This is a genomic window from Streptomyces sp. NPDC057099 (assembly GCF_042671245.1).
In the GTDB taxonomy this organism is placed as follows: Bacteria; Actinomycetota; Actinomycetes; order Streptomycetales; family Streptomycetaceae; genus Streptomyces; species Streptomyces purpurascens.
This window is the reverse complement of record NZ_JBHUTX010000005.1, coordinates 242,796-258,787: the sequence shown is the minus strand read 5'-3', so window position 1 is coordinate 258,787 and position 15,992 is coordinate 242,796. Positions and strand designations below refer to the sequence as shown.

At 69.5% G+C, this 15,992-nt stretch carries 18 protein-coding genes and 3 tRNA genes; 3 read left to right on the top strand and 18 right to left on the bottom strand.

Annotated features, from left to right (window positions below):
- Positions 1–387 precede the first annotated feature (387 nt).
- The 9 genes from rplL to ACFT4A_RS09730 form a co-directional block, all read right to left on the bottom strand.
- Positions 388–777 carry a 50S ribosomal protein L7/L12 gene (gene rplL, locus ACFT4A_RS09770; protein ID WP_215119469.1) on the bottom strand — a complete coding sequence of 130 codons (390 nt, stop codon included), beginning with the start codon at positions 775–777 and terminating at the stop codon, positions 388–390.
- A gap of 114 nt (positions 778–891) precedes the next feature.
- The gene (rplJ, locus tag ACFT4A_RS09765; RefSeq protein WP_215119470.1) at positions 892–1,422 is read right to left on the bottom strand and encodes a 50S ribosomal protein L10; all 531 of its coding nucleotides are present in this window, start codon (positions 1,420–1,422) and stop codon (positions 892–894) included.
- Positions 1,423–1,743: 321 nt separating this feature from the next.
- On the bottom strand, positions 1,744–2,577 hold the full coding sequence (locus tag ACFT4A_RS09760; RefSeq protein WP_382827537.1) for a DUF1396 domain-containing protein: 834 nt from the start codon (positions 2,575–2,577) through the stop codon (positions 1,744–1,746).
- A gap of 93 nt (positions 2,578–2,670) precedes the next feature.
- Positions 2,671–3,519: a hypothetical protein gene (locus tag ACFT4A_RS09755; RefSeq protein ID WP_382827535.1), complete on the bottom strand. Its 849-nt coding sequence runs from the start codon at positions 3,517–3,519 to the stop codon at positions 2,671–2,673.
- Between the two features lie 128 nt (positions 3,520–3,647).
- Positions 3,648–4,373 (bottom strand): 50S ribosomal protein L1, encoded by a 726-nt coding sequence (gene rplA / locus ACFT4A_RS09750; RefSeq protein ID WP_382827533.1) that lies wholly within the window; start codon positions 4,371–4,373, stop codon positions 3,648–3,650.
- Between the two features lie 76 nt (positions 4,374–4,449).
- A complete protein-coding gene (gene rplK, locus ACFT4A_RS09745) occupies positions 4,450–4,884 on the bottom strand; it encodes a 50S ribosomal protein L11 (protein ID WP_031141270.1) in 435 nt (144 codons plus the stop codon).
- A 161-nt stretch (positions 4,885–5,045) separates the two neighbouring features.
- On the bottom strand, positions 5,046–5,873 hold the full coding sequence (gene nusG / locus ACFT4A_RS09740) for a transcription termination/antitermination protein NusG (RefSeq protein ID WP_382827531.1): 828 nt from the start codon (positions 5,871–5,873) through the stop codon (positions 5,046–5,048).
- An 80-nt stretch (positions 5,874–5,953) separates the two neighbouring features.
- Entirely contained in the window at positions 5,954–6,238 is a 285-nt protein-coding gene (gene secE, locus ACFT4A_RS09735; protein ID WP_215119482.1) for a preprotein translocase subunit SecE, read from the bottom strand.
- Between the two features lie 108 nt (positions 6,239–6,346).
- Positions 6,347–6,419: transfer RNA gene (locus ACFT4A_RS09730), tRNA-Trp, on the bottom strand.
- Between the two features lie 306 nt (positions 6,420–6,725).
- On the opposite strand from ACFT4A_RS09730, the gene ACFT4A_RS09725 reads away from it, so the two are divergent.
- Together ACFT4A_RS09725 and ACFT4A_RS09720 are read left to right on the top strand one after the other, a co-directional pair.
- Positions 6,726–7,952 carry a pyridoxal phosphate-dependent aminotransferase gene (locus ACFT4A_RS09725; protein WP_382827529.1) on the top strand — a complete coding sequence of 409 codons (1,227 nt, stop codon included), beginning with the start codon at positions 6,726–6,728 and terminating at the stop codon, positions 7,950–7,952.
- Positions 7,953–8,096: 144 nt separating this feature from the next.
- Positions 8,097–9,128 (top strand): adenosine deaminase, encoded by a 1,032-nt coding sequence (locus ACFT4A_RS09720; protein WP_382827527.1) that lies wholly within the window; start codon positions 8,097–8,099, stop codon positions 9,126–9,128.
- Between the two features lie 13 nt (positions 9,129–9,141).
- Here the strand turns inward: ACFT4A_RS09720 and ACFT4A_RS09715 are convergent, their stop codons facing one another.
- From ACFT4A_RS09715 to ACFT4A_RS09675, 9 genes are all read right to left on the bottom strand, one after another.
- Positions 9,142–10,200, bottom strand: a complete 1,059-nt coding sequence (locus ACFT4A_RS09715; protein WP_382827526.1) for a UDP-N-acetylmuramate dehydrogenase — start codon at positions 10,198–10,200, stop codon at positions 9,142–9,144.
- Positions 10,201–10,292: 92 nt separating this feature from the next.
- Positions 10,293–10,673, bottom strand: coding sequence for a DUF3291 domain-containing protein (locus ACFT4A_RS09710; RefSeq protein ID WP_382827524.1), 381 nt, complete (start codon positions 10,671–10,673; stop codon positions 10,293–10,295).
- 49 nt (positions 10,674–10,722) lie between these two features.
- Positions 10,723–12,159: an MFS transporter gene (locus ACFT4A_RS09705; protein WP_382827522.1), complete on the bottom strand. Its 1,437-nt coding sequence runs from the start codon at positions 12,157–12,159 to the stop codon at positions 10,723–10,725.
- Positions 12,160–12,251: 92 nt separating this feature from the next.
- The gene (locus ACFT4A_RS09700) at positions 12,252–12,806 is read right to left on the bottom strand and encodes a TetR/AcrR family transcriptional regulator (protein WP_382827521.1); all 555 of its coding nucleotides are present in this window, start codon (positions 12,804–12,806) and stop codon (positions 12,252–12,254) included.
- Positions 12,807–12,922: 116 nt separating this feature from the next.
- On the bottom strand, positions 12,923–13,351 hold the full coding sequence (locus ACFT4A_RS09695) for a MaoC family dehydratase (RefSeq protein ID WP_382827726.1): 429 nt from the start codon (positions 13,349–13,351) through the stop codon (positions 12,923–12,925).
- An 8-nt stretch (positions 13,352–13,359) separates the two neighbouring features.
- Positions 13,360–13,812, bottom strand: a complete 453-nt coding sequence (locus ACFT4A_RS09690; RefSeq protein ID WP_382827519.1) for a MaoC family dehydratase N-terminal domain-containing protein — start codon at positions 13,810–13,812, stop codon at positions 13,360–13,362.
- Positions 13,813–13,912: 100 nt separating this feature from the next.
- Positions 13,913–14,077, bottom strand: a complete 165-nt coding sequence (rpmG, locus tag ACFT4A_RS09685) for a 50S ribosomal protein L33 (protein ID WP_003948671.1) — start codon at positions 14,075–14,077, stop codon at positions 13,913–13,915.
- An 89-nt stretch (positions 14,078–14,166) separates the two neighbouring features.
- Positions 14,167–14,239: transfer RNA gene (locus ACFT4A_RS09680), tRNA-Met, on the bottom strand.
- Between the two features lie 46 nt (positions 14,240–14,285).
- Positions 14,286–14,358 (bottom strand) — tRNA-Thr (locus tag ACFT4A_RS09675).
- Positions 14,359–14,597: 239 nt separating this feature from the next.
- On the opposite strand from ACFT4A_RS09675, the gene ACFT4A_RS09670 reads away from it, so the two are divergent.
- The gene (locus tag ACFT4A_RS09670) at positions 14,598–15,860 is read left to right on the top strand and encodes an amidohydrolase family protein (RefSeq protein WP_382827517.1); all 1,263 of its coding nucleotides are present in this window, start codon (positions 14,598–14,600) and stop codon (positions 15,858–15,860) included.
- Positions 15,861–15,992: the final 132 nt, after the last annotated feature.

Here is a 15,992-nt window from a genome sequence, read left to right as displayed (position 1 = left end):
GCCACTTGGCACACTGATGTCCAGTCCGGGTTTTCACGCCCGTGTTGACCCTCGTTGTTCCACTCCTGCGACAAGGCGCTGCCCTCAACGCACGTTGATACTGCCCTCTTCGTCGTCGATCCATGCCTCGGATACGGATCGTTGTGACGACGCGTCCTGAGAATTGCGCGCTGCGTGCGGTTCGTCAAGGCCCCCCCTGCCCGAACCGGAGCCGCCCGGAGACACAACGAAGATCACCATACCCCCCGTCACTGAGGGTGCAAGGCAACCGTGGCCGGACCCCGGGAACGCCGAAGAGCGACCACCCGGATGGATGATCGCTCTTCCGCGCTTACGCGTTACACGCCCAGGAGGACGTGTCGTGGATCCTGGCGGATCCGAGAGGTCTTACTTGACCTCGACGGAGGCACCGGCGCCCTCGAGGGACTCCTTCGCCTTCTCGGCGGCCTCCTTGGTGACCTTCTCCAGAACCGGCTTCGGCGCACCGTCGACCAGGTCCTTGGCCTCCTTCAGGCCGAGGGAGGTCAGCTCACGCACGACCTTGATGACCTGGATCTTCTTGTCGCCGGCGCCGGTGAGGACGACGTCGAACTCGTCCTGCTCCTCGACGGCCTCGGCGGCGGCGCCACCAGCGGCACCACCGGCGACGACGACCGGCGCGGCAGCGGCGGCGGTGACGTCGAACTTCTCCTCGAAGGCCTTCACGAACTCGGAGAGCTCGATGAGGGTCATCTCTTCGAACTGGGCGAGCAGGTCGTCCTGGCTGAGCTTCGCCATGATGGCGGTCCTTCCACTAAATCGGCAGGTGCCGGATGTACATGTGAGGCGGGCGTACGTCTGGCCCGCGACGGCCTCCGCGTTCAGGCAGCGGGGGCCGGGATGCGAGCCGAGTTACTCGGCACCGCCCTGCTCGTCCTGCTTGGCACGGAGCGCGTCCACGGTGCGGACGAGCTTCGACGGCAGCGCCTGGAAGACAGAGGCAGCCTGCGACTGCTTGCCCTTCATGGCACCGGCCAGCTTGGAGAGCAGAACCTCGCGGGACTCGAGGTCCGCAAGCTTCTTGATGTCGTCGGCGGACAGCGCCTTGCCGTCAAGGACACCGCCCTTGATGACGAGGTTCGGGTTGTCCTTGGCGAAGTCACGGAGACCCTTCGCCGCCTCGACCGGGTCACCGGTCACGAAGGCGACGGCCGACGAACCCGTGAAGAGGTCGTCGATCGTGTTGATCCCGGCCTCATTGGCCGCAATCTTGGTCAGCGTGTTCTTCGCCACACGGTAGTTAGCGTTCTCACCGAGTGAACGACGCAGCTGCTGCAGCTGCGCCACGGTGAGACCGGTGTACGCGGTAACGACGGCACCGTTGGAGTTGCGGAACTTGTCCCGCATCTCCTCGACGGCATCGACCTTGTCAGGCCTCGCCATGAGCCTCGGCCTCCTTCCGGGTGATTCGGACCGCGCGGACCCGAAGGAGGACTGGGGAAAACGAAACGCCCCGGCGCAAGCGCACGGGGCGTAGCTCAACCGGTTGTCCCTCCGCACTCGGCGGCGAACTCCAGGAGCTCTTCCAGTGTCACCTGCGCGGGTCGTCCGCCGTTCAGCGGATCCTTCGGCCACCGCGCCCTCTTCCGAGCACGCGGTAACGACCAGCGGTCTTTGGCTTCTACAGGAGGGTACGGGAACGGATCGCCGTCAAGCAAATCCGCCCGTACGGCTCCGTCCGTACGACGGTCGGAGCGGGGCGGATCAGCCCTGCTCCAGCTCCTTGAACATGCCGGCGAGGTCCGCGACCTCCTTGGCGGGCGGCGCCTGGACGTCCACCGGCTTGTTGTAGTCGAGGAAGGTGATGGTCATGTCGAGCGGGCCCTTGTCGGCGTCGCCCTTCATGCGGAACTGCTTGGTGTGGTCGTCGCCGTCGATCCACATGTCCATCGTGAGCTTGTCGACGCCGAGCTTCTCGTACTGCTTGATGCTCTTCTCACGCTGCTTGCGGGTGTCCGCCTTGGCGTCCTTGAGCGAGGCGCGCAGGTCGGTGAGGGTGACCGTGCCCGAATAGTGGGTCGTCTCGACGCCGTCGACCTTCTCGGAGCCGACCTTCTTCACGTCCTCGGCGCCCGTGAGGAAGGCGGACTCGGCCGCCGGGTTCTGCTCGGCCTGGCTGGTGCCGCTGCTGCCCATCTGGTCCAGTTCCTTGCCGGCCTCGGACCCGGACAGGTCGAACTTGAGCCACTTCTTGCCGTCCATCTCCTTGGCCATCTCGGCTCCCCCACCGAGATACATGGCCTTGTCGACGAGGCGGATCTCCACGGCCTCGGTGGCTCCCTTGTCGGGCGCCGTCATCTTCATGCTCATGGCGATGGTGGGCTTCATGCGCATCGACGCCTCGCCCTTGACCCGGCCCTCGCCCGGGGTCGTGCCGCTCAGGCGGTACCGGAGGGAGGTGATGTCCTCCGTGTTCTTCGCGGCCTTGGCGACGGCGGCCGCGGGCGTCATCTCCGGCGACTGCTCGGATCCGCAGCCGACCGCACCGGCGGCGAGAAGCAGCGCGCCCAGCCCGGCGGCGGGTATGGATGTCCTCATTGATTCCCCCCAAGGAATACATGATTGCTTCACAGCAAGGCGGTGAGCCTATCCCAGAGGGGCACAAGTGATCTATCCGAATTCACGGCCGCCTCAGGGCGTACCGGTCTTCTTCCGCATCAGGTCCTCGAAGTCCCCGGTGTCGGACAGCGGAGGGCGCTGGGCCCGGACCCGTACGCCGTAGTCGCGGTAGTGCGCGGTCTGGGTCATCCGGCCGGAGGTCATCCGCGCCTTCTCCACCTTCTTGACGAGAAGATTCCGCTCGTCGATCCAGATGTCGACGGTCTCGGTGGTGACGCCGGCCTCGGTCAGCTGCTTCCTGAGGCCGTCGTCGGTGACGTCCGCCGCGGCCACGGTGCCGGAGTAGTGCGTGGCGGCCCGGCCGCGCACGGTCTCCTCGCCGGCCTTTCTGACGTCCCCGGAGGCCAGCAGGAGCTTCACGGACTGGTTGGGCGTGGTGGCGCGCATCTGGTCGCCGAGGTGGGCGCCGGAGCCGCCGGCGAGTGCTTCGAGGTCGTCGTACGCGTACCGGATCCAGTGTCTGCCGTCGGTCTGCTCGGCGAACTTGTCGCCCATGCGCGCGTAGTAGGCGTCGGGCAGGTAGCGGGCCTCCATGGAGGTGGTGCCGAGCCTGCGCATGGTGTCGGCGATCGTGCCGCCGGTGTAGGTGATGGTGAGGGTGCCGGTGATGCCGTCGCCCCAGCCGAGGGTGCCGTCGGCGGTCATGGACATCAGCGAGCCCATGCTCGTCGTGGACTCGACCCGGGCGGACTCGGCCCGTGCGGTGGCCCGTTCGGCGGAGCGCAGGGCCGCCAGGGAGGTGGAGCGCGCGGCACGGTCGTCCTTGCCGGGGCGGTCGGAGGAGTCCGAGAAGGTACAACCCGTCAGCGCGGTCGCCACCGCGAGCACCAGGCCCACGCGGCGCACGGTCGTGCCCTGCATACGTCCCCCCGTTCGTATCCGGTTCCCGCACGTTAACCCAGGCCACCGGCGTACGTACCGGAAAAGGGAACGGGCCCCGCACCTGTAAGAGGTGCGGGGCCCGTGACCGGTTGGGCGAGCCGTCAGGCTCAGACCGCGGCCGGGTCCTCCTCGACGAGGAGGTTGCGGGTGCGGTTGGAGTCGACCGGAATGCCGGGGCCCATCGTGGTGCTGATGGCGGCCTTCTTGATGTAGCGACCCTTGGCGGCGGACGGCTTCAGACGGAGGATCTCCTCCAGCGCCGCGCCGTAGTTCTCCACCAGCTTGGTGTCGTCGAACGACGTCTTGCCGATGATGAAGTGCAGGTTCGAGTGCTTGTCGACGCGGAACTCGATCTTGCCGCCCTTGATGTCGTTGACAGCCTTGGTGACATCGGGGGTGACGGTGCCGGTCTTCGGGTTCGGCATCAGACCACGCGGGCCGAGCACGCGGCCGAGGCGGCCGACCTTGCCCATGAGGTCCGGGGTGGCGACGACGGCGTCGAAGTCCAGACGGCCCTTCGACACCTCGTCGATCAGCTCGTCGGAGCCGACGATGTCGGCGCCCGCGGCGAGTGCGGCCTCGGCACGGTCACCGGTCGCGAAGACCAGGACCCGGGCGGTCTTACCGGTGCCGTGCGGGAGGTTCACGGTGCCACGGACCATCTGGTCGGCCTTGCGCGGGTCGACACCCAGACGGAAGGCGACCTCGACGGTGCCGTCGAACTTGGTCGTGGAGGTCTCCTTGGCGAGACGGACGGCCTCGAGCGGGGCGTAGAGCTTCTCCCGGTCGATCTTGGCGTCCGCAGCGCGAAGGGACTTGCTGCGCTTGCTCACTACTGCTCCTGTGGATTCTTAGGAGTCGTGGTCCGGGCCGAGCGGGCCCTGCCACTTCTGCTGATGGAGTTGGGGCTCAGTCCTCGACCGTGACGCCCATGGAACGGGCGGTGCCGGCGATGATCTTCGCGGCGGCGTCCAGGTCGTTGGCGTTGAGGTCGGGCATCTTGGTCGTGGCGATCTCACGGACCTGGTCACGCGTGATCTTCGCGACCTTGGTCTTGTGCGGCTCGCCCGAGCCCTTCTCGATGCCCGCGGCCTTCAGGATCATCTTGGCGGCCGGCGGGGTCTTGGTGATGAAGGTGAAGGAACGGTCCTCGTAGACCGTGATCTCCACCGGGATGACCCAGCCACGCTGCGACTCGGTCGCGGCGTTGTAGGCCTTGCAGAACTCCATGATGTTGACGCCGTGCTGGCCCAGCGCGGGGCCGACCGGCGGGGCCGGGTTGGCGGCACCGGCCTGGATCTGGAGCTTGATGAGCCCCGTGACCTTCTTCTTCTTGGGAGGCATTGCTCTCTCCGGGTCCTAGTGAGAGTTTTCCAGCCTCCGAACCGGATCATCCGGCTGGAGGCATACCGCACAACGATAACGGGTATCCATGTGCGGCCAAAAACCGAGCAGGTCAGGCAGGCTTCTGGAGCCTGCCTGACCTGCTCGGAAGCTGGTGTCCGCTAGTTCTTCTGGATCTGGTCGAAGGAGAGCTCGACCGGCGTCTCGCGGCCGAAGATCTCGACGAGGCCCTTGACCTTCTTCGAGTCCGGGTTGATCTCGTTGATGGTCGCCTGCAGCGTGGCGAACGGGCCGTCGGTGACGGTGACCGCGTCGCCGACCTCGAAGTCCAGCACCTGGACCTCGACCTTGCGCTGCGGGGCCGGCTTGCCCTCGGCCTCGGCGGCCTCGCGGGCGGCCTTCTCCTCGGCCTCCGGGGCGAGCATCTTGACGATCTCGTCCAGGGTCAGCGGGTACGGGTCGTAGGCGTTGCCCACGAAGCCGGTGACGCCGGGGGTGTTGCGGACGACGCCCCAGGACTCGTTCGTCAGGTCCATGCGGACGAGGACGTAGCCCGGGAGCTTGTTCTGCTTGATCGTCTTGCGGTCGCCGTTCTTGATCTGGACGACCTCTTCCTGCGGCACCTCGGCCTGGAAGATGTAGTCCTCGACGTTCAGGGAGACGGCGCGCTGCTCGAGGTTGGTCTTCACGCGGTTCTCGTAACCGGCGTACGTGTGGATGACGTACCACTCGCCGGGCAGGACCCGCAGTTCCTCGCGGAGCTTCTCGATCGGGTCGCGGTCGTCCTCGGGCTCTTCCTCGACGAGTTCTTCCGCGGCCTCTTCGTCGTCCTCGGTCTCCGCCTCGGCGGCGTCGTCCGCGACGGCGTCGGCAGCCTCGACCTCGGCGGAGGTCTCGGTGTCCTCGCTGTCCGCGCCCTCGACGGTGTCGAGCTCGTCCTCGACGGACTCGACAGGCTCGATGGCGTCGTTCACGTTCGGGTCAGACACGGTGGCTGCTTCTTCCTGGATACATAGGGGTGGAACATGCGAAAGGAGCGCCGGGTACCTCGGCGCTCTTCGCGGGCTGCTCAGCCGAACACGTACTTGGCGGCGTTGCTGAGTCCATAGTCAATCACGGTGACCAGGCCGATCATGATGACGACAAAGATGATCACCACGGTCGTGTACGTCGTGAGCTGGTTGCGCGTCGGCCAGACGACCTTGCGCAGCTCCGCGACGATCTGGCGGTAGAAGAGGGCCAGGCGCTTCAGCGGGCCCTTCTTGCCGCGCTTGCCGCCCTTGCGGCCCTTCTTGGACTCCGGCGCCTCATCCTGGGCATCAGGCATGTCGATGGAGCCCACGGCGTCCGTCACTCGTCCTCACCTGATTCCGGGTCGTGGCCGTGCCGCGCCCGGTCTGAGCCGCACGGCGGTGCATTGCTGTACGTACATGCGCACACATCCTGGCGAAGGTGTGTGTAGCAGGGCCGGAGGGACTTGAACCCCCAACCGCTGGTTTTGGAGACCAGTGCTCTACCAATTGAGCTACGACCCTTTGTGTGTCCCCCAACGTACCGCATCCATCCGGATGCCTGGTGTGCACCGAACGGGCGCGGCCTGCTGAAGGCCAACGAGGTGAGAGTGTACGTGCTCCGCGGCCGGTCGTCGAACAGAAAGGGCCCGCGGCAGGCCTTGTTGGCGCAAGATCGCCCCCGGGACGGGGGGCGGGCGGCGGGCCCGAGGCTGAAGATCGCCCAGGCCGGGCGGCCGATCCGTACTGTTGTTCAGGGGTTTGCCCGACGTTGTTCAGTCTGTGAAACCCCCGTGCCGCGAGCGTTTCCGGTCTGAAACGATGGGGCCCATGAGCCCTGCAACCCCTCCCACCGAGCGCCGGGTCTCCGCCCGAGTCGGCGCGATCTCCGAATCCGCCACCCTCGCCGTGGACGCCAAGGCCAAGGCCCTCAAGGCCGCCGGGCGGCCGGTGATCGGCTTCGGCGCCGGTGAGCCCGACTTCCCCACCCCGGACTACATCGTCGAGGCCGCGATCGAGGCCTGCAAGAACCCGAAGTACCACCGCTACACGCCGGCCGGCGGTCTGCCGGAGCTGAAGGCCGCGATCGCCGCGAAGACGCTGCGCGACTCGGGCTACGAGGTCGACGCGTCGCAGATCCTCGTCACCAACGGTGGCAAGCAGGCCATCTACGAGGCCTTCGCCGCGATCCTCGACCCGGGCGACGAGGTCATCGTGCCCGCGCCGTACTGGACGACGTACCCGGAGTCGATCCGGCTGGCCGGGGGTGTCCCGGTGGAGGTCGTCGCCGACGAGACGACCGGCTACCGGGTGTCCGTGGAGCAGCTGGAGGCGGCCCGTACGGAGAAGACCAAGGTGGTCCTCTTCGTGTCGCCCTCCAACCCGACGGGCGCGGTGTACAGCGAGACCGAGACCGAGGCGATCGGCCGCTGGGCCGCCGAGCACGGCCTGTGGGTGCTGACCGACGAGATCTACGAGCACCTGGTCTACGGCGACGCGTCCGCCGTGTCGCTGCCGGCCGTGGTGCCCGAGCTGCGCGACAAGTGCGTCGTGGTCAACGGTGTCGCGAAGACGTACGCGATGACCGGCTGGCGGGTCGGGTGGATCATCGGCCCGAAGGACGTGGTCAAGGCCGCGACGAACCTGCAGTCCCACGCCACGTCGAACGTGTCCAACGTGGCGCAGGTGGCGGCGCTGGCCGCCGTCTCCGGCGACCTGGACGCGGTCGCGAAGATGCGTGAGGCCTTCGACCGGCGCCGCAAGACGATCGTGCGGATGCTGAACGAGATCGACGGCGTGGTGTGCCCGGAGCCCGAGGGCGCGTTCTACGCGTACCCGTCGGTGAAGGGTCTGGTCGGCAAGGAGATCCGCGGGCGCCGGCCCAAGGACACGGTCGAGCTGGCCGCGCTGATCCTGGAGGAGTCCGAGGTCGCGGTGGTGCCCGGCGAGGCGTTCGGCACGCCCGGGTACCTGCGGCTGTCGTACGCGCTGGGTGACGAGGATCTCGTCGAGGGCGTGAGCCGGATCCAGAAGCTGCTGGCGGAGGCCAGGGACTGACACCAGCTACTCACGTGAGTAGCTGGTAGCGGGCCGTTCCCCTTGTGCTGGGGAGCGGCCCGCTTTGTCGTGTGGGCGTGCGAGCAAGACCACGTTCGGGGAAAACGCTGTCGGGACGGCTGAGGCATACGGCAGGATCCTGGGATGGAGCGTGTACGTGATGTCTCTGAACTGCCGAAGGCCCATCTGCACCTGCACTTCACCGGCTCGATGCGGCCCTCGACCGTGCTGGAACTGGCCGACAAGTACGGGGTGCGACTGCCCGACGCGCTGAGCGAGGCGCTGGTCAGCGGGGAGCCGCCGAGACTGCGGGCGACGGACGAGCGGGGCTGGTTCCGCTTTCAGCGGCTGTACGACGCGGCGCGCTCGTGCCTGCGGGAGCCGGAGGACATCCAGCGGCTGGTGCGGGAGGCCGCGGAGGAGGATCTGCGGGACGGCTCGGGGTGGCTGGAGATCCAGGTCGACCCGACGTCGTACGCACCGCTGCTGGGGGGTCTGATCCCGGCGCTGGAGGTCATCCTCGACGCGGTGGAGACGACGTCGCGTGACACGGGGCTCGGTATGCGGGTGCTGGTCGCGGCGAACCGGATGAAGCACCCGCTGGACGCGCGCACCCTGGCCCGGCTGGCGGTGCGGTACGCGGACCGGGGCGTGGTCGGTTTCGGGCTCTCGAACGACGAACGACGGGGGATGGCGCGGGACTTCGACCGGGCGTTCGCTATCGCGCGGGAGGCCGGCCTGTTGTCGGCGCCGCACGGGGGTGAGCTGACGGGCCCGTCGTCGGTGCGGGACTGTCTGGACGACCTGGGCGCGAACCGGCTGGGGCACGGGGTCCGGGCGGCGGAGGACCCGCGGCTGCTGAAGCGGCTGGCCGACCGGGGTGTGACGTGTGAGGTGTGCCCGGCGTCGAACGTGGCGCTCGGTGTCTACGAGAAGCCGGAGGACGTCCCCCTGCGGACTCTGTTCGAGGCGGGTGTCCCGATGGCTCTGGGCGCGGACGACCCGCTGCTGTTCGGGTCCCGGCTGGCGGCACAGTACGAGATCGCGCGGCAGCATAACGGGTTCACGGACGCGGAGCTGGCGGAGGTGGCCCGGCAGTCGGTCCGGGGGTCTGCCGCACCGGAGGACGTGAAGGAGAAGCTCCTGGCGGGCGTGGACGACTGGCTGCTGTCCTAGCGCCCGGCCGCTCCTACTGGAGGCTGACCCCGACCGTCACCGGCTCGTTGACCAGCGTGATGCCGAAGGCCTCGTGGACTCCGGCCACGACCTCGCGGGCCAGGGTGAGGAGGTCCTCCGTGGTCGCACTCCCCCGGTTGGTGAGCGCCAGGGTGTGCTTGGTGGAGATGCGGGCGGGGCCGTCGCCGTAGCCCTTGGTGAAGCCCGCCTTGTCGATCAGCCAGGCGGCGGACGTCTTGGTGTGGCCCTCACCCGCCGGGTAGGCGGGCGGCTCGGCGTCGTCGCCCAGGCGCTGCTTCACGCGCGCGCGGAACGTCGCGAAGTCGGTGTCCGTGAGGATCGGGTTGGTGAAGAAGGAGCCGGCCGACCAGGTGTCGTGGTCGTCGGCGTCCAGGACCATGCCCTTGCCGGCGCGCAGCTTGAGCACCGTGTCCCGCGCCGACGCGAGCGGGACGCGGTCGCCGGCTTCGACGCCGAGGGCGCGGGCCGTCTCGGCGTACCTGAGGGGGGCGGAGAGGCCGCCGGCGTCCTCCAGGGAGAAGCGCACGCGCAGCACCACGAAGCGCTCCGGGTCGGACTTGAAGCGGCTGTGGCGGTAGGAGAAGGCGCAGTCCTCGTCGGCCAGGGTGACCGTCTCGCCGGTCCGGCGGTCGTACGCGACGACCTCGGTGATCGTCGAGGAGACCTCCTGGCCGTACGCCCCGACGTTCTGGATGGGGGTCGCGCCCGCCGAGCCGGGGATGCCGGCCAGGCACTCGATGCCGGCGAGGCCCGCCTCCACCGTGCGGGCGACGGCGTCGGTCCACACCTCGCCGGCCGCCAGCTCCAGCCGGGTGCCGTCGAGGGAGAAGCCCCGGGTGGCGATGACGAGGGCGGTGCCTTCGAAGCCCTTGTCGCCGATGACCAGGTTCGAGCCGCCGCCGATGAGCAGCAGGGGGGTGCCCGCCTCGTCGGCTTCGCGGACGGCGGCGATCACCTCGTCGTCCGTCGTCGCGGTGATCAGCCGGGTCGCGGGACCGCCCAGCCGGAAGGTGGTCAGCGGGGCGAGGGGGGCGTCGTGGAGTTCCTGCACGGGCTCAAGAGTACGAGACGGCACTGACGGGCTCGGGCACGCGTACGTGCGACCGCCTTCGCGAGGAAGTCGGCCGCACGCGCGCGTGGCTGTCAGGACAGGCGTCGCATCGCCTCGGACCAGGAGAGCGGGAGCTCGCCGCTCTTCGCCTTCCAGGTGGTGAACGCCGCGTCGGCCATCTGCGGGGCGAGGCCCCGGGAGGCCGGCCCGTGGGCGCCCGAGCGGACGAAGTCGTTGAGCGCGGCCTTCGACTCCCAGGCGGACAGCGTCCAGAAGGTCCGCTTGAGGGGCTGCGCCTTCAGGGTGGCCCCGTAGGCGCCCGGGCTCCGGCTCACCTGCCGCCAGACGGCGGGCGTGCCGGCGAGGAACTTCAGCGCTCCCCACAGGGTCCGGGTCTCGAAGCGGGAGGCGAAGACGAGCACCTCGGTGTCGTCGGGCGGGGTGTTCGGGACGGTCCAGGGAAGGGTGGGCACGGCCGTTCCTCCTTCGGGTCGTCGGATCTGGTCGTCGGATCCATGGGTGTCAGTGGGAAGCGGTCTCCAGGACGGGCGCCGGTTCGGCGGCGGCCTCCTGTCGCTCGGTGCGCCGCCGGGTCGGGATGAGCAGGGCCGCGATGCCCGCGAGGCCGACCACCGCCGAGCCCGTCACCAGGGCGGGCCGCATGCCGTCGACGAAGGCCTGGCCGGATTCGTAGCCGCCCTGGGCCGCGAAGATCGACGCCATGACGGCGATGCCGAGCGCTCCGCCCACCTCGCGCAGGGCGTTGTTCGCGCCGGAGGCGATGCCCTGCTCCTGGGGCCGGACGCTGGACATCACCAGGTGCGCGGCGGGGGCGAAGTACAGGGCCATGCCGATGCCGCTGACGATCAGGGCGGGCAGCTGCGCGGTATAGGAGGCGTCCGCCGTGGCCACGACCGACATGTAGCCGAGGCCCAGGGCCTGCAGGAACAGACCGGCGGCGACGACCGGGCGGCCTCCGATGCGGTCGGCGAGGATGCCGGCGATCGGGGCGACCAGCATCGGCATACCGGTCCAGGGCAGCATCCGCAGGCCCGCCTCGGTGGGCGAGTAGCCGAGGACTCCCTGCATGTACTGGCTGAGCAGGAAGATCGAGCCGAACATGCCGAGGAACATCAGCAGGCTCGCCGCGTTGATGCCGGAGAACGCCCGGGAGCGGAAGAGCCGCATCGGGAGCATGGGGTTCTTGGCGCGGGTGCTGTAGAGGACGAAGCCCGCGAGCAGTGCGGTGCCCGCGAACAGGCCCGTCAGGACCAGCGAGCCGGTCCAGCCGTCCACGGGGCCGCGGACCAGGCCGTAGACGATGCCGAAGAGACCGCCGCTGGCGAGCAGCGTGCCGGGGATGTCCAGCGGGGCTCCGGTGCCGCGGGACTCGGCGAGGCGCAGCCGGGCGAGCGGCAGCAGGGCCAGGCCCAGCGGGACGTTCAGCCAGAAGATCCACTGCCAGGAGATGTGTTCGGTGAGGGTGCCGCCGACCAGCGGTCCGGAGGCGACGGCCAGCCCGTTGACGGCGCCCCAGATGCCGTACGCCATACCGCGCTTGGCCGCGGGTACGGCGGCCGTCAGCAGGGTGAGCGTGAGCGGCATCATGACGGCCGCGCCGGCGCCCTGGACCGCGCGGGCAGCGATGAGGGAGTCGATGCCGGGTGCCATGGCCGCGGCGGCGGAGGCCCCGGTGAAGACGGCGAGTCCCGCTATGAAGAGCCGGCGGCGGCCGAAGCGGTCGCCGAGGGCCGCGCCGAACATCAGCAGGACGGCGAAGGTGAGCGTGTACGCGCTCACGGTCCATTCCAGGTCGTGCAGGCCGCCCCCGAGGTCCTCGCGGATGGAGGGCAGGGCGGTCGTGACGACGAGGTTGTCGAGGGCCGCCATGAATCCGGCGACGCTGGTGATGACGAGGGCCCAGGCGGCTCCCCCGCGGCGTGCGGTCTGCTGTGACATCGCTCCCCCAAGGGATGGTTCGCTTGATCGATTAGTTATTGATTACTAACTTTCTGGGTCATGAAAAGGCCCGGCATCCTCGCCCTTCCTTGTCAGCTGTCGGGCGCCGGCGGGTTCAACCCCGCCCAGACCCGGTGATCAGCCGGGAAGCCCATGGCCGCCAGGCAGTTGATGAGCATGCCCTGGGCCAGGAAGGTCGTCGTCTCGCTGGCGTCGGCACCCAGCGGCAGGTGGACGGTGTCCCACAGCCGCATCCAGCCCGTGCGCACGGCCTCGCCGAATTCACGGTCCCCCTCTTCCTCGGCGGCCGCCACGGCGAGGTACATCTGCATCTGCATCATCAGCCGCTCGGGCTGTTCGGAAATGGCCTTGATGTACGCACCACCCATGGCGTGGCGGGCCTCATCACCCTCCACCCCGTCGGCCGCCTCCGCGAACATCCGGATGGTGTCCTCGACGCACCGCTCGGCCGCCGCCAGGAAGATCGCCTTCTTGCCGGGGAAGAGCCGGAAGAGATACGGCTGCGAGACACCGACCCGCCGGGCGATCGCCTCGGTCGACGTGCCGTGATAGCCGCCGCGGGCGAACTCGGTCATCGCCGCGCGAATGACACTCTCGCGCCTCTCCTCCGCACTCATCCTGGCCATGGAATTAAGTTAGTACTCAATCACTAACTACGCAAGGGCACATCGCCGACTCCGTACGCGCGCAAGGGGCGCCCCGCAATGGAGAGCGCCCCTTACCCGTCACTCGTCTCGCCGGCTCAGGCCAGCCGCACGACCGCCCGAGACATGCCCAGCACCTTCTGTCCCGCGCTGGTCGCCGTCAGGTCCACTCGGACGGTGTTGTCGTCGAGCTTGGCCGCGACCTTGGCGGCGACCTCGATCACGGCCCCCTCGTCGTCGTTCGGGACGACGACCGGCTTGGTGAAGCGGACGCCGTACTCGACGACCGCGCCCGGGTCGCCGGCCCAGTCGGTGACCACGCGGATCGCCTCGGCCATGGTGAACATGCCGTGCGCGATGACGTCCGGCAGGCCGACCTCCTTGGCGAACTTCTCGTTCCAGTGGATCGGATTGAAGTCGCCGGAGGCGCCCGCGTACTGGACGAGGTCCGCGCGGGTCACGGGAAAGGTCTGCGCGGGCAGTTCGGTGCCGACCTCGACGTCGGAGTAGGAGATCTTCGCCGTCATGGGATCGCTCACGCCTCCTCGGCCGCGCGGGCCACGAGCTTGGTCCAGGCGGTCACGACGTGCTCGCCGGCCTCGTCGTGGACCTCGCCGCGGATGTCCAGGATGTCGTTGCCCGCGAGGGACTTGACGGCCTCGATGGTCGAGGTGACCGTGAGCCGGTCGCCGGCGCGGACGGGGCGGCGGTAGGCGAACTTCTGGTCGCCGTGCACCACCCGGCTGTAGTCCAGGCCGAGCTGGGGGTCCTGGACGACCTGGCCGGCGGCCTTGAAGGTGATCGAGAAGACGAAGGTCGGCGGCGCGATCACATCGGGGTGGCCGAGCTCCTTGGCCGCCTCCACGTCCGTGTACGCCGGGTTGGCGTCCCCGACCGCCTCGGCGAACTCACGGATCTTCTCCCGGCCCACCTCGTAGGGCGCGGTGGGCGGGTACGTCCGCCCCACGAAGGACTGGTCGAGCGCCATGGCTCGGCACCTCCTGGTTGCTCTACTGACCGGTACGGGTCCTTCAACGACGCGAGGCCGCCCCCGATCACTCGGGAGCGGCCTCGTGTACGAGCCTGTTTTATCGCGTTTCGCGGTGCGCGGTGTGCGCGTTGCAACGCGGGCAGTGCTTCTTCATCTCAAGACGGTCCGGGTTGTTACGCCGGTTCTTCTTGGTGATGTAGTTCCGCTCCTTGCACTCCACGCAGGCCAGCGTGATCTTCGGGCGGACGTCGGTGGCAGCCACGTGAGTGCTCCTTGACGAACGGATGGGATGGTTTAACGCATAGAAGAGTAGCCGATCGAAGGACCGACCCCGCAATCGGCTACTGTCAGTAGCGGTGACCGGACTTGAACCGGTGACACAGCGATTATGAGCCGCTTGCTCTACCGACTGAGCTACACCGCTGTGATGCGATCGGATCCCGCCTCGCGACGGGAACCTCACACACCAGAGCCCCAAAACGGAATCGAACCGTTGACCTTCTCCTTACCATGGAGACGCTCTGCCGACTGAGCTATTGGGGCGAGCGATGAAGACATTACACGGTCTGCAGCCGTTCACCCAAATCCGTTTCGGGGTACCCGCCGCGGGCGCCGCGACCGTCCCGCCGACGGCCTCGCGCGCGCCTTCCCCTCCGCACAGCGGGCCACACCGGTACGACTATTGCGCTCCTCCGCGCCATGGGCGGGAGGCCGTCCTAGGCTCGACTCACTCTGCGTGATCATGCGTCCTCCCGTGCGCAAGCCCGAGCCCCTGGAGTGCGATGCCCGACAGCCGGCCGCAGCCGCCACCGCCCCCGTCGTCGTCCTCGCCGGGTCCGGCCGACCCGTCGTCGCTGCTGCTGTGCGGAGCGCGGCTCACCGACGGCCGGACCGTGGACGTACGGCTGGGCGGCGGGCACATCGAGGCGGTCGGGACGGCCGGCAGCCTGGCGGCGGGCGGCACGCGCGCGTGCGGGGCGCGGGTGGACCTCGGCGGCTATCTGCTCCTGCCGGCCCCGGCCGAACCGCACGCCCACGCCGACACGGCCCTGTCGGCCGACGCCGAGGGCCCTGTCTCCGACGAGCCGCAGGACGTGCAGCGCCGGGCGACCGAGGCCGCGCTGCTCCAGCTCGGGCACGGGGCGACGGCGTTGCGGGCCCATGTGCGCGTGGGGGATGTCCAGGGACTGGGCGCGCTGGAGGCGGTGTTGCAGGCGCGGCGGGCCCTGCGGGGGCTGGCCGAGCTGACGACGGTGGCGATGCCCCGGGTACTGACCGGAGTGGCCGGGGCGGACGGGCTGGCGGTGCTGCGGGACGCGGTGAAGATGGGCGCCTCGGTGGTAGGAGGGCGGCCCGATCTCGACCCGGACCCGACGGGCTACGTGGAGGCGGTCCTGGAGGTGGCCTCCGAGCACGGCTGCCCCGTCGACCTGCACACGGACGCCGGGGATCCGGCGCGGCTGGCCCGGCTCGCGGCGATGGCGGGCGGGCTGCGTCCCGGCGTGACCCTGAGCCCGTGCGGCGACCTGGGACGGCTGCCCACCGAGGTGGCCTCGCGGACCGCCGACCAGCTCGCGGCGGCCGGGGTGGCGGTGGTGTGCCTGCCGCAGGGCGGCTGCGGCGGCGTGGACCGGCGGGGCGCGGCTCCGGTACGGCTGCTGCGCGCGGCCGGGGTGCGGGTGGCCGCCGGGAGCGGGGCACTGCGGGACGTGTCGAACCCCGTGGGGCGCGGCGACCCGCTGGAGGCGGCGTTCCTGCTGGCCTCGCGCTACGGGCTGGCGCCCGAGGAGGCGTACGACGCGGTGAGCGGGTCGGCGCGGGCGGTGCTGGGGCTGCCCGAGGTGCGCGTGGAGGCGGGCTTCCCGGCCGAGTTGCTCGCGGTGCGCGGCGACCGGCTGGCGGGGGCGCTCTCGCTGGCGTACAGCCGGGTGGTGGTGCACCGGGGGCGCGTGGTGGCGCGGACCAGCGCGGTCCGGGAGTACTGCGATTCGGCGGCTTCGGCGGAACTGGGGCTGCCGCGGCAGGGGCGGGGGGAGGTGTCGTAGGGGCGGGGGCCTGTCGTCGTAGGGCCGGGGCCTTGTCGTGGGGCCGGGGCCCTGTCGTGAGGCCGGGGGCCTTGAGGGCTTGTCGTAGGGCGTGGGTCGGTGGGGGCGTGGGCGAAGTCGTGGGGCGGACGC

Coding starts and splice junctions, on each gene's coding strand:
- ACFT4A_RS09705 (WP_382827522.1), bottom strand. CDS start 12,159: ATGTCACAGCAGACCGCACGCCGCGGGGGAGCCGCCTGGGCCCTCGTC.
- ACFT4A_RS09725 (WP_382827529.1), top strand. CDS start 6,726: ATGAGCCCTGCAACCCCTCCCACCGAGCGCCGGGTCTCCGCCCGAGTC.
- ACFT4A_RS09760 (WP_382827537.1), bottom strand. CDS start 2,577: ATGAGGACATCCATACCCGCCGCCGGGCTGGGCGCGCTGCTTCTCGCC.
- ACFT4A_RS09690 (WP_382827519.1), bottom strand. CDS start 13,812: ATGGCGCTCGACCAGTCCTTCGTGGGGCGGACGTACCCGCCCACCGCG.
- rplL (WP_215119469.1), bottom strand. CDS start 777: ATGGCGAAGCTCAGCCAGGACGACCTGCTCGCCCAGTTCGAAGAGATG.
- ACFT4A_RS09700 (WP_382827521.1), bottom strand. CDS start 12,806: ATGGCCAGGATGAGTGCGGAGGAGAGGCGCGAGAGTGTCATTCGCGCG.
- ACFT4A_RS09755 (WP_382827535.1), bottom strand. CDS start 3,519: ATGCAGGGCACGACCGTGCGCCGCGTGGGCCTGGTGCTCGCGGTGGCG.
- rplK (WP_031141270.1), bottom strand. CDS start 4,884: ATGCCTCCCAAGAAGAAGAAGGTCACGGGGCTCATCAAGCTCCAGATC.
- ACFT4A_RS09695 (WP_382827726.1), bottom strand. CDS start 13,351: ATGACGGCGAAGATCTCCTACTCCGACGTCGAGGTCGGCACCGAACTG.
- ACFT4A_RS09670 (WP_382827517.1), top strand. CDS start 14,598: ATGCCCGACAGCCGGCCGCAGCCGCCACCGCCCCCGTCGTCGTCCTCG.
- ACFT4A_RS09720 (WP_382827527.1), top strand. CDS start 8,097: ATGGAGCGTGTACGTGATGTCTCTGAACTGCCGAAGGCCCATCTGCAC.
- rplJ (WP_215119470.1), bottom strand. CDS start 1,422: ATGGCGAGGCCTGACAAGGTCGATGCCGTCGAGGAGATGCGGGACAAG.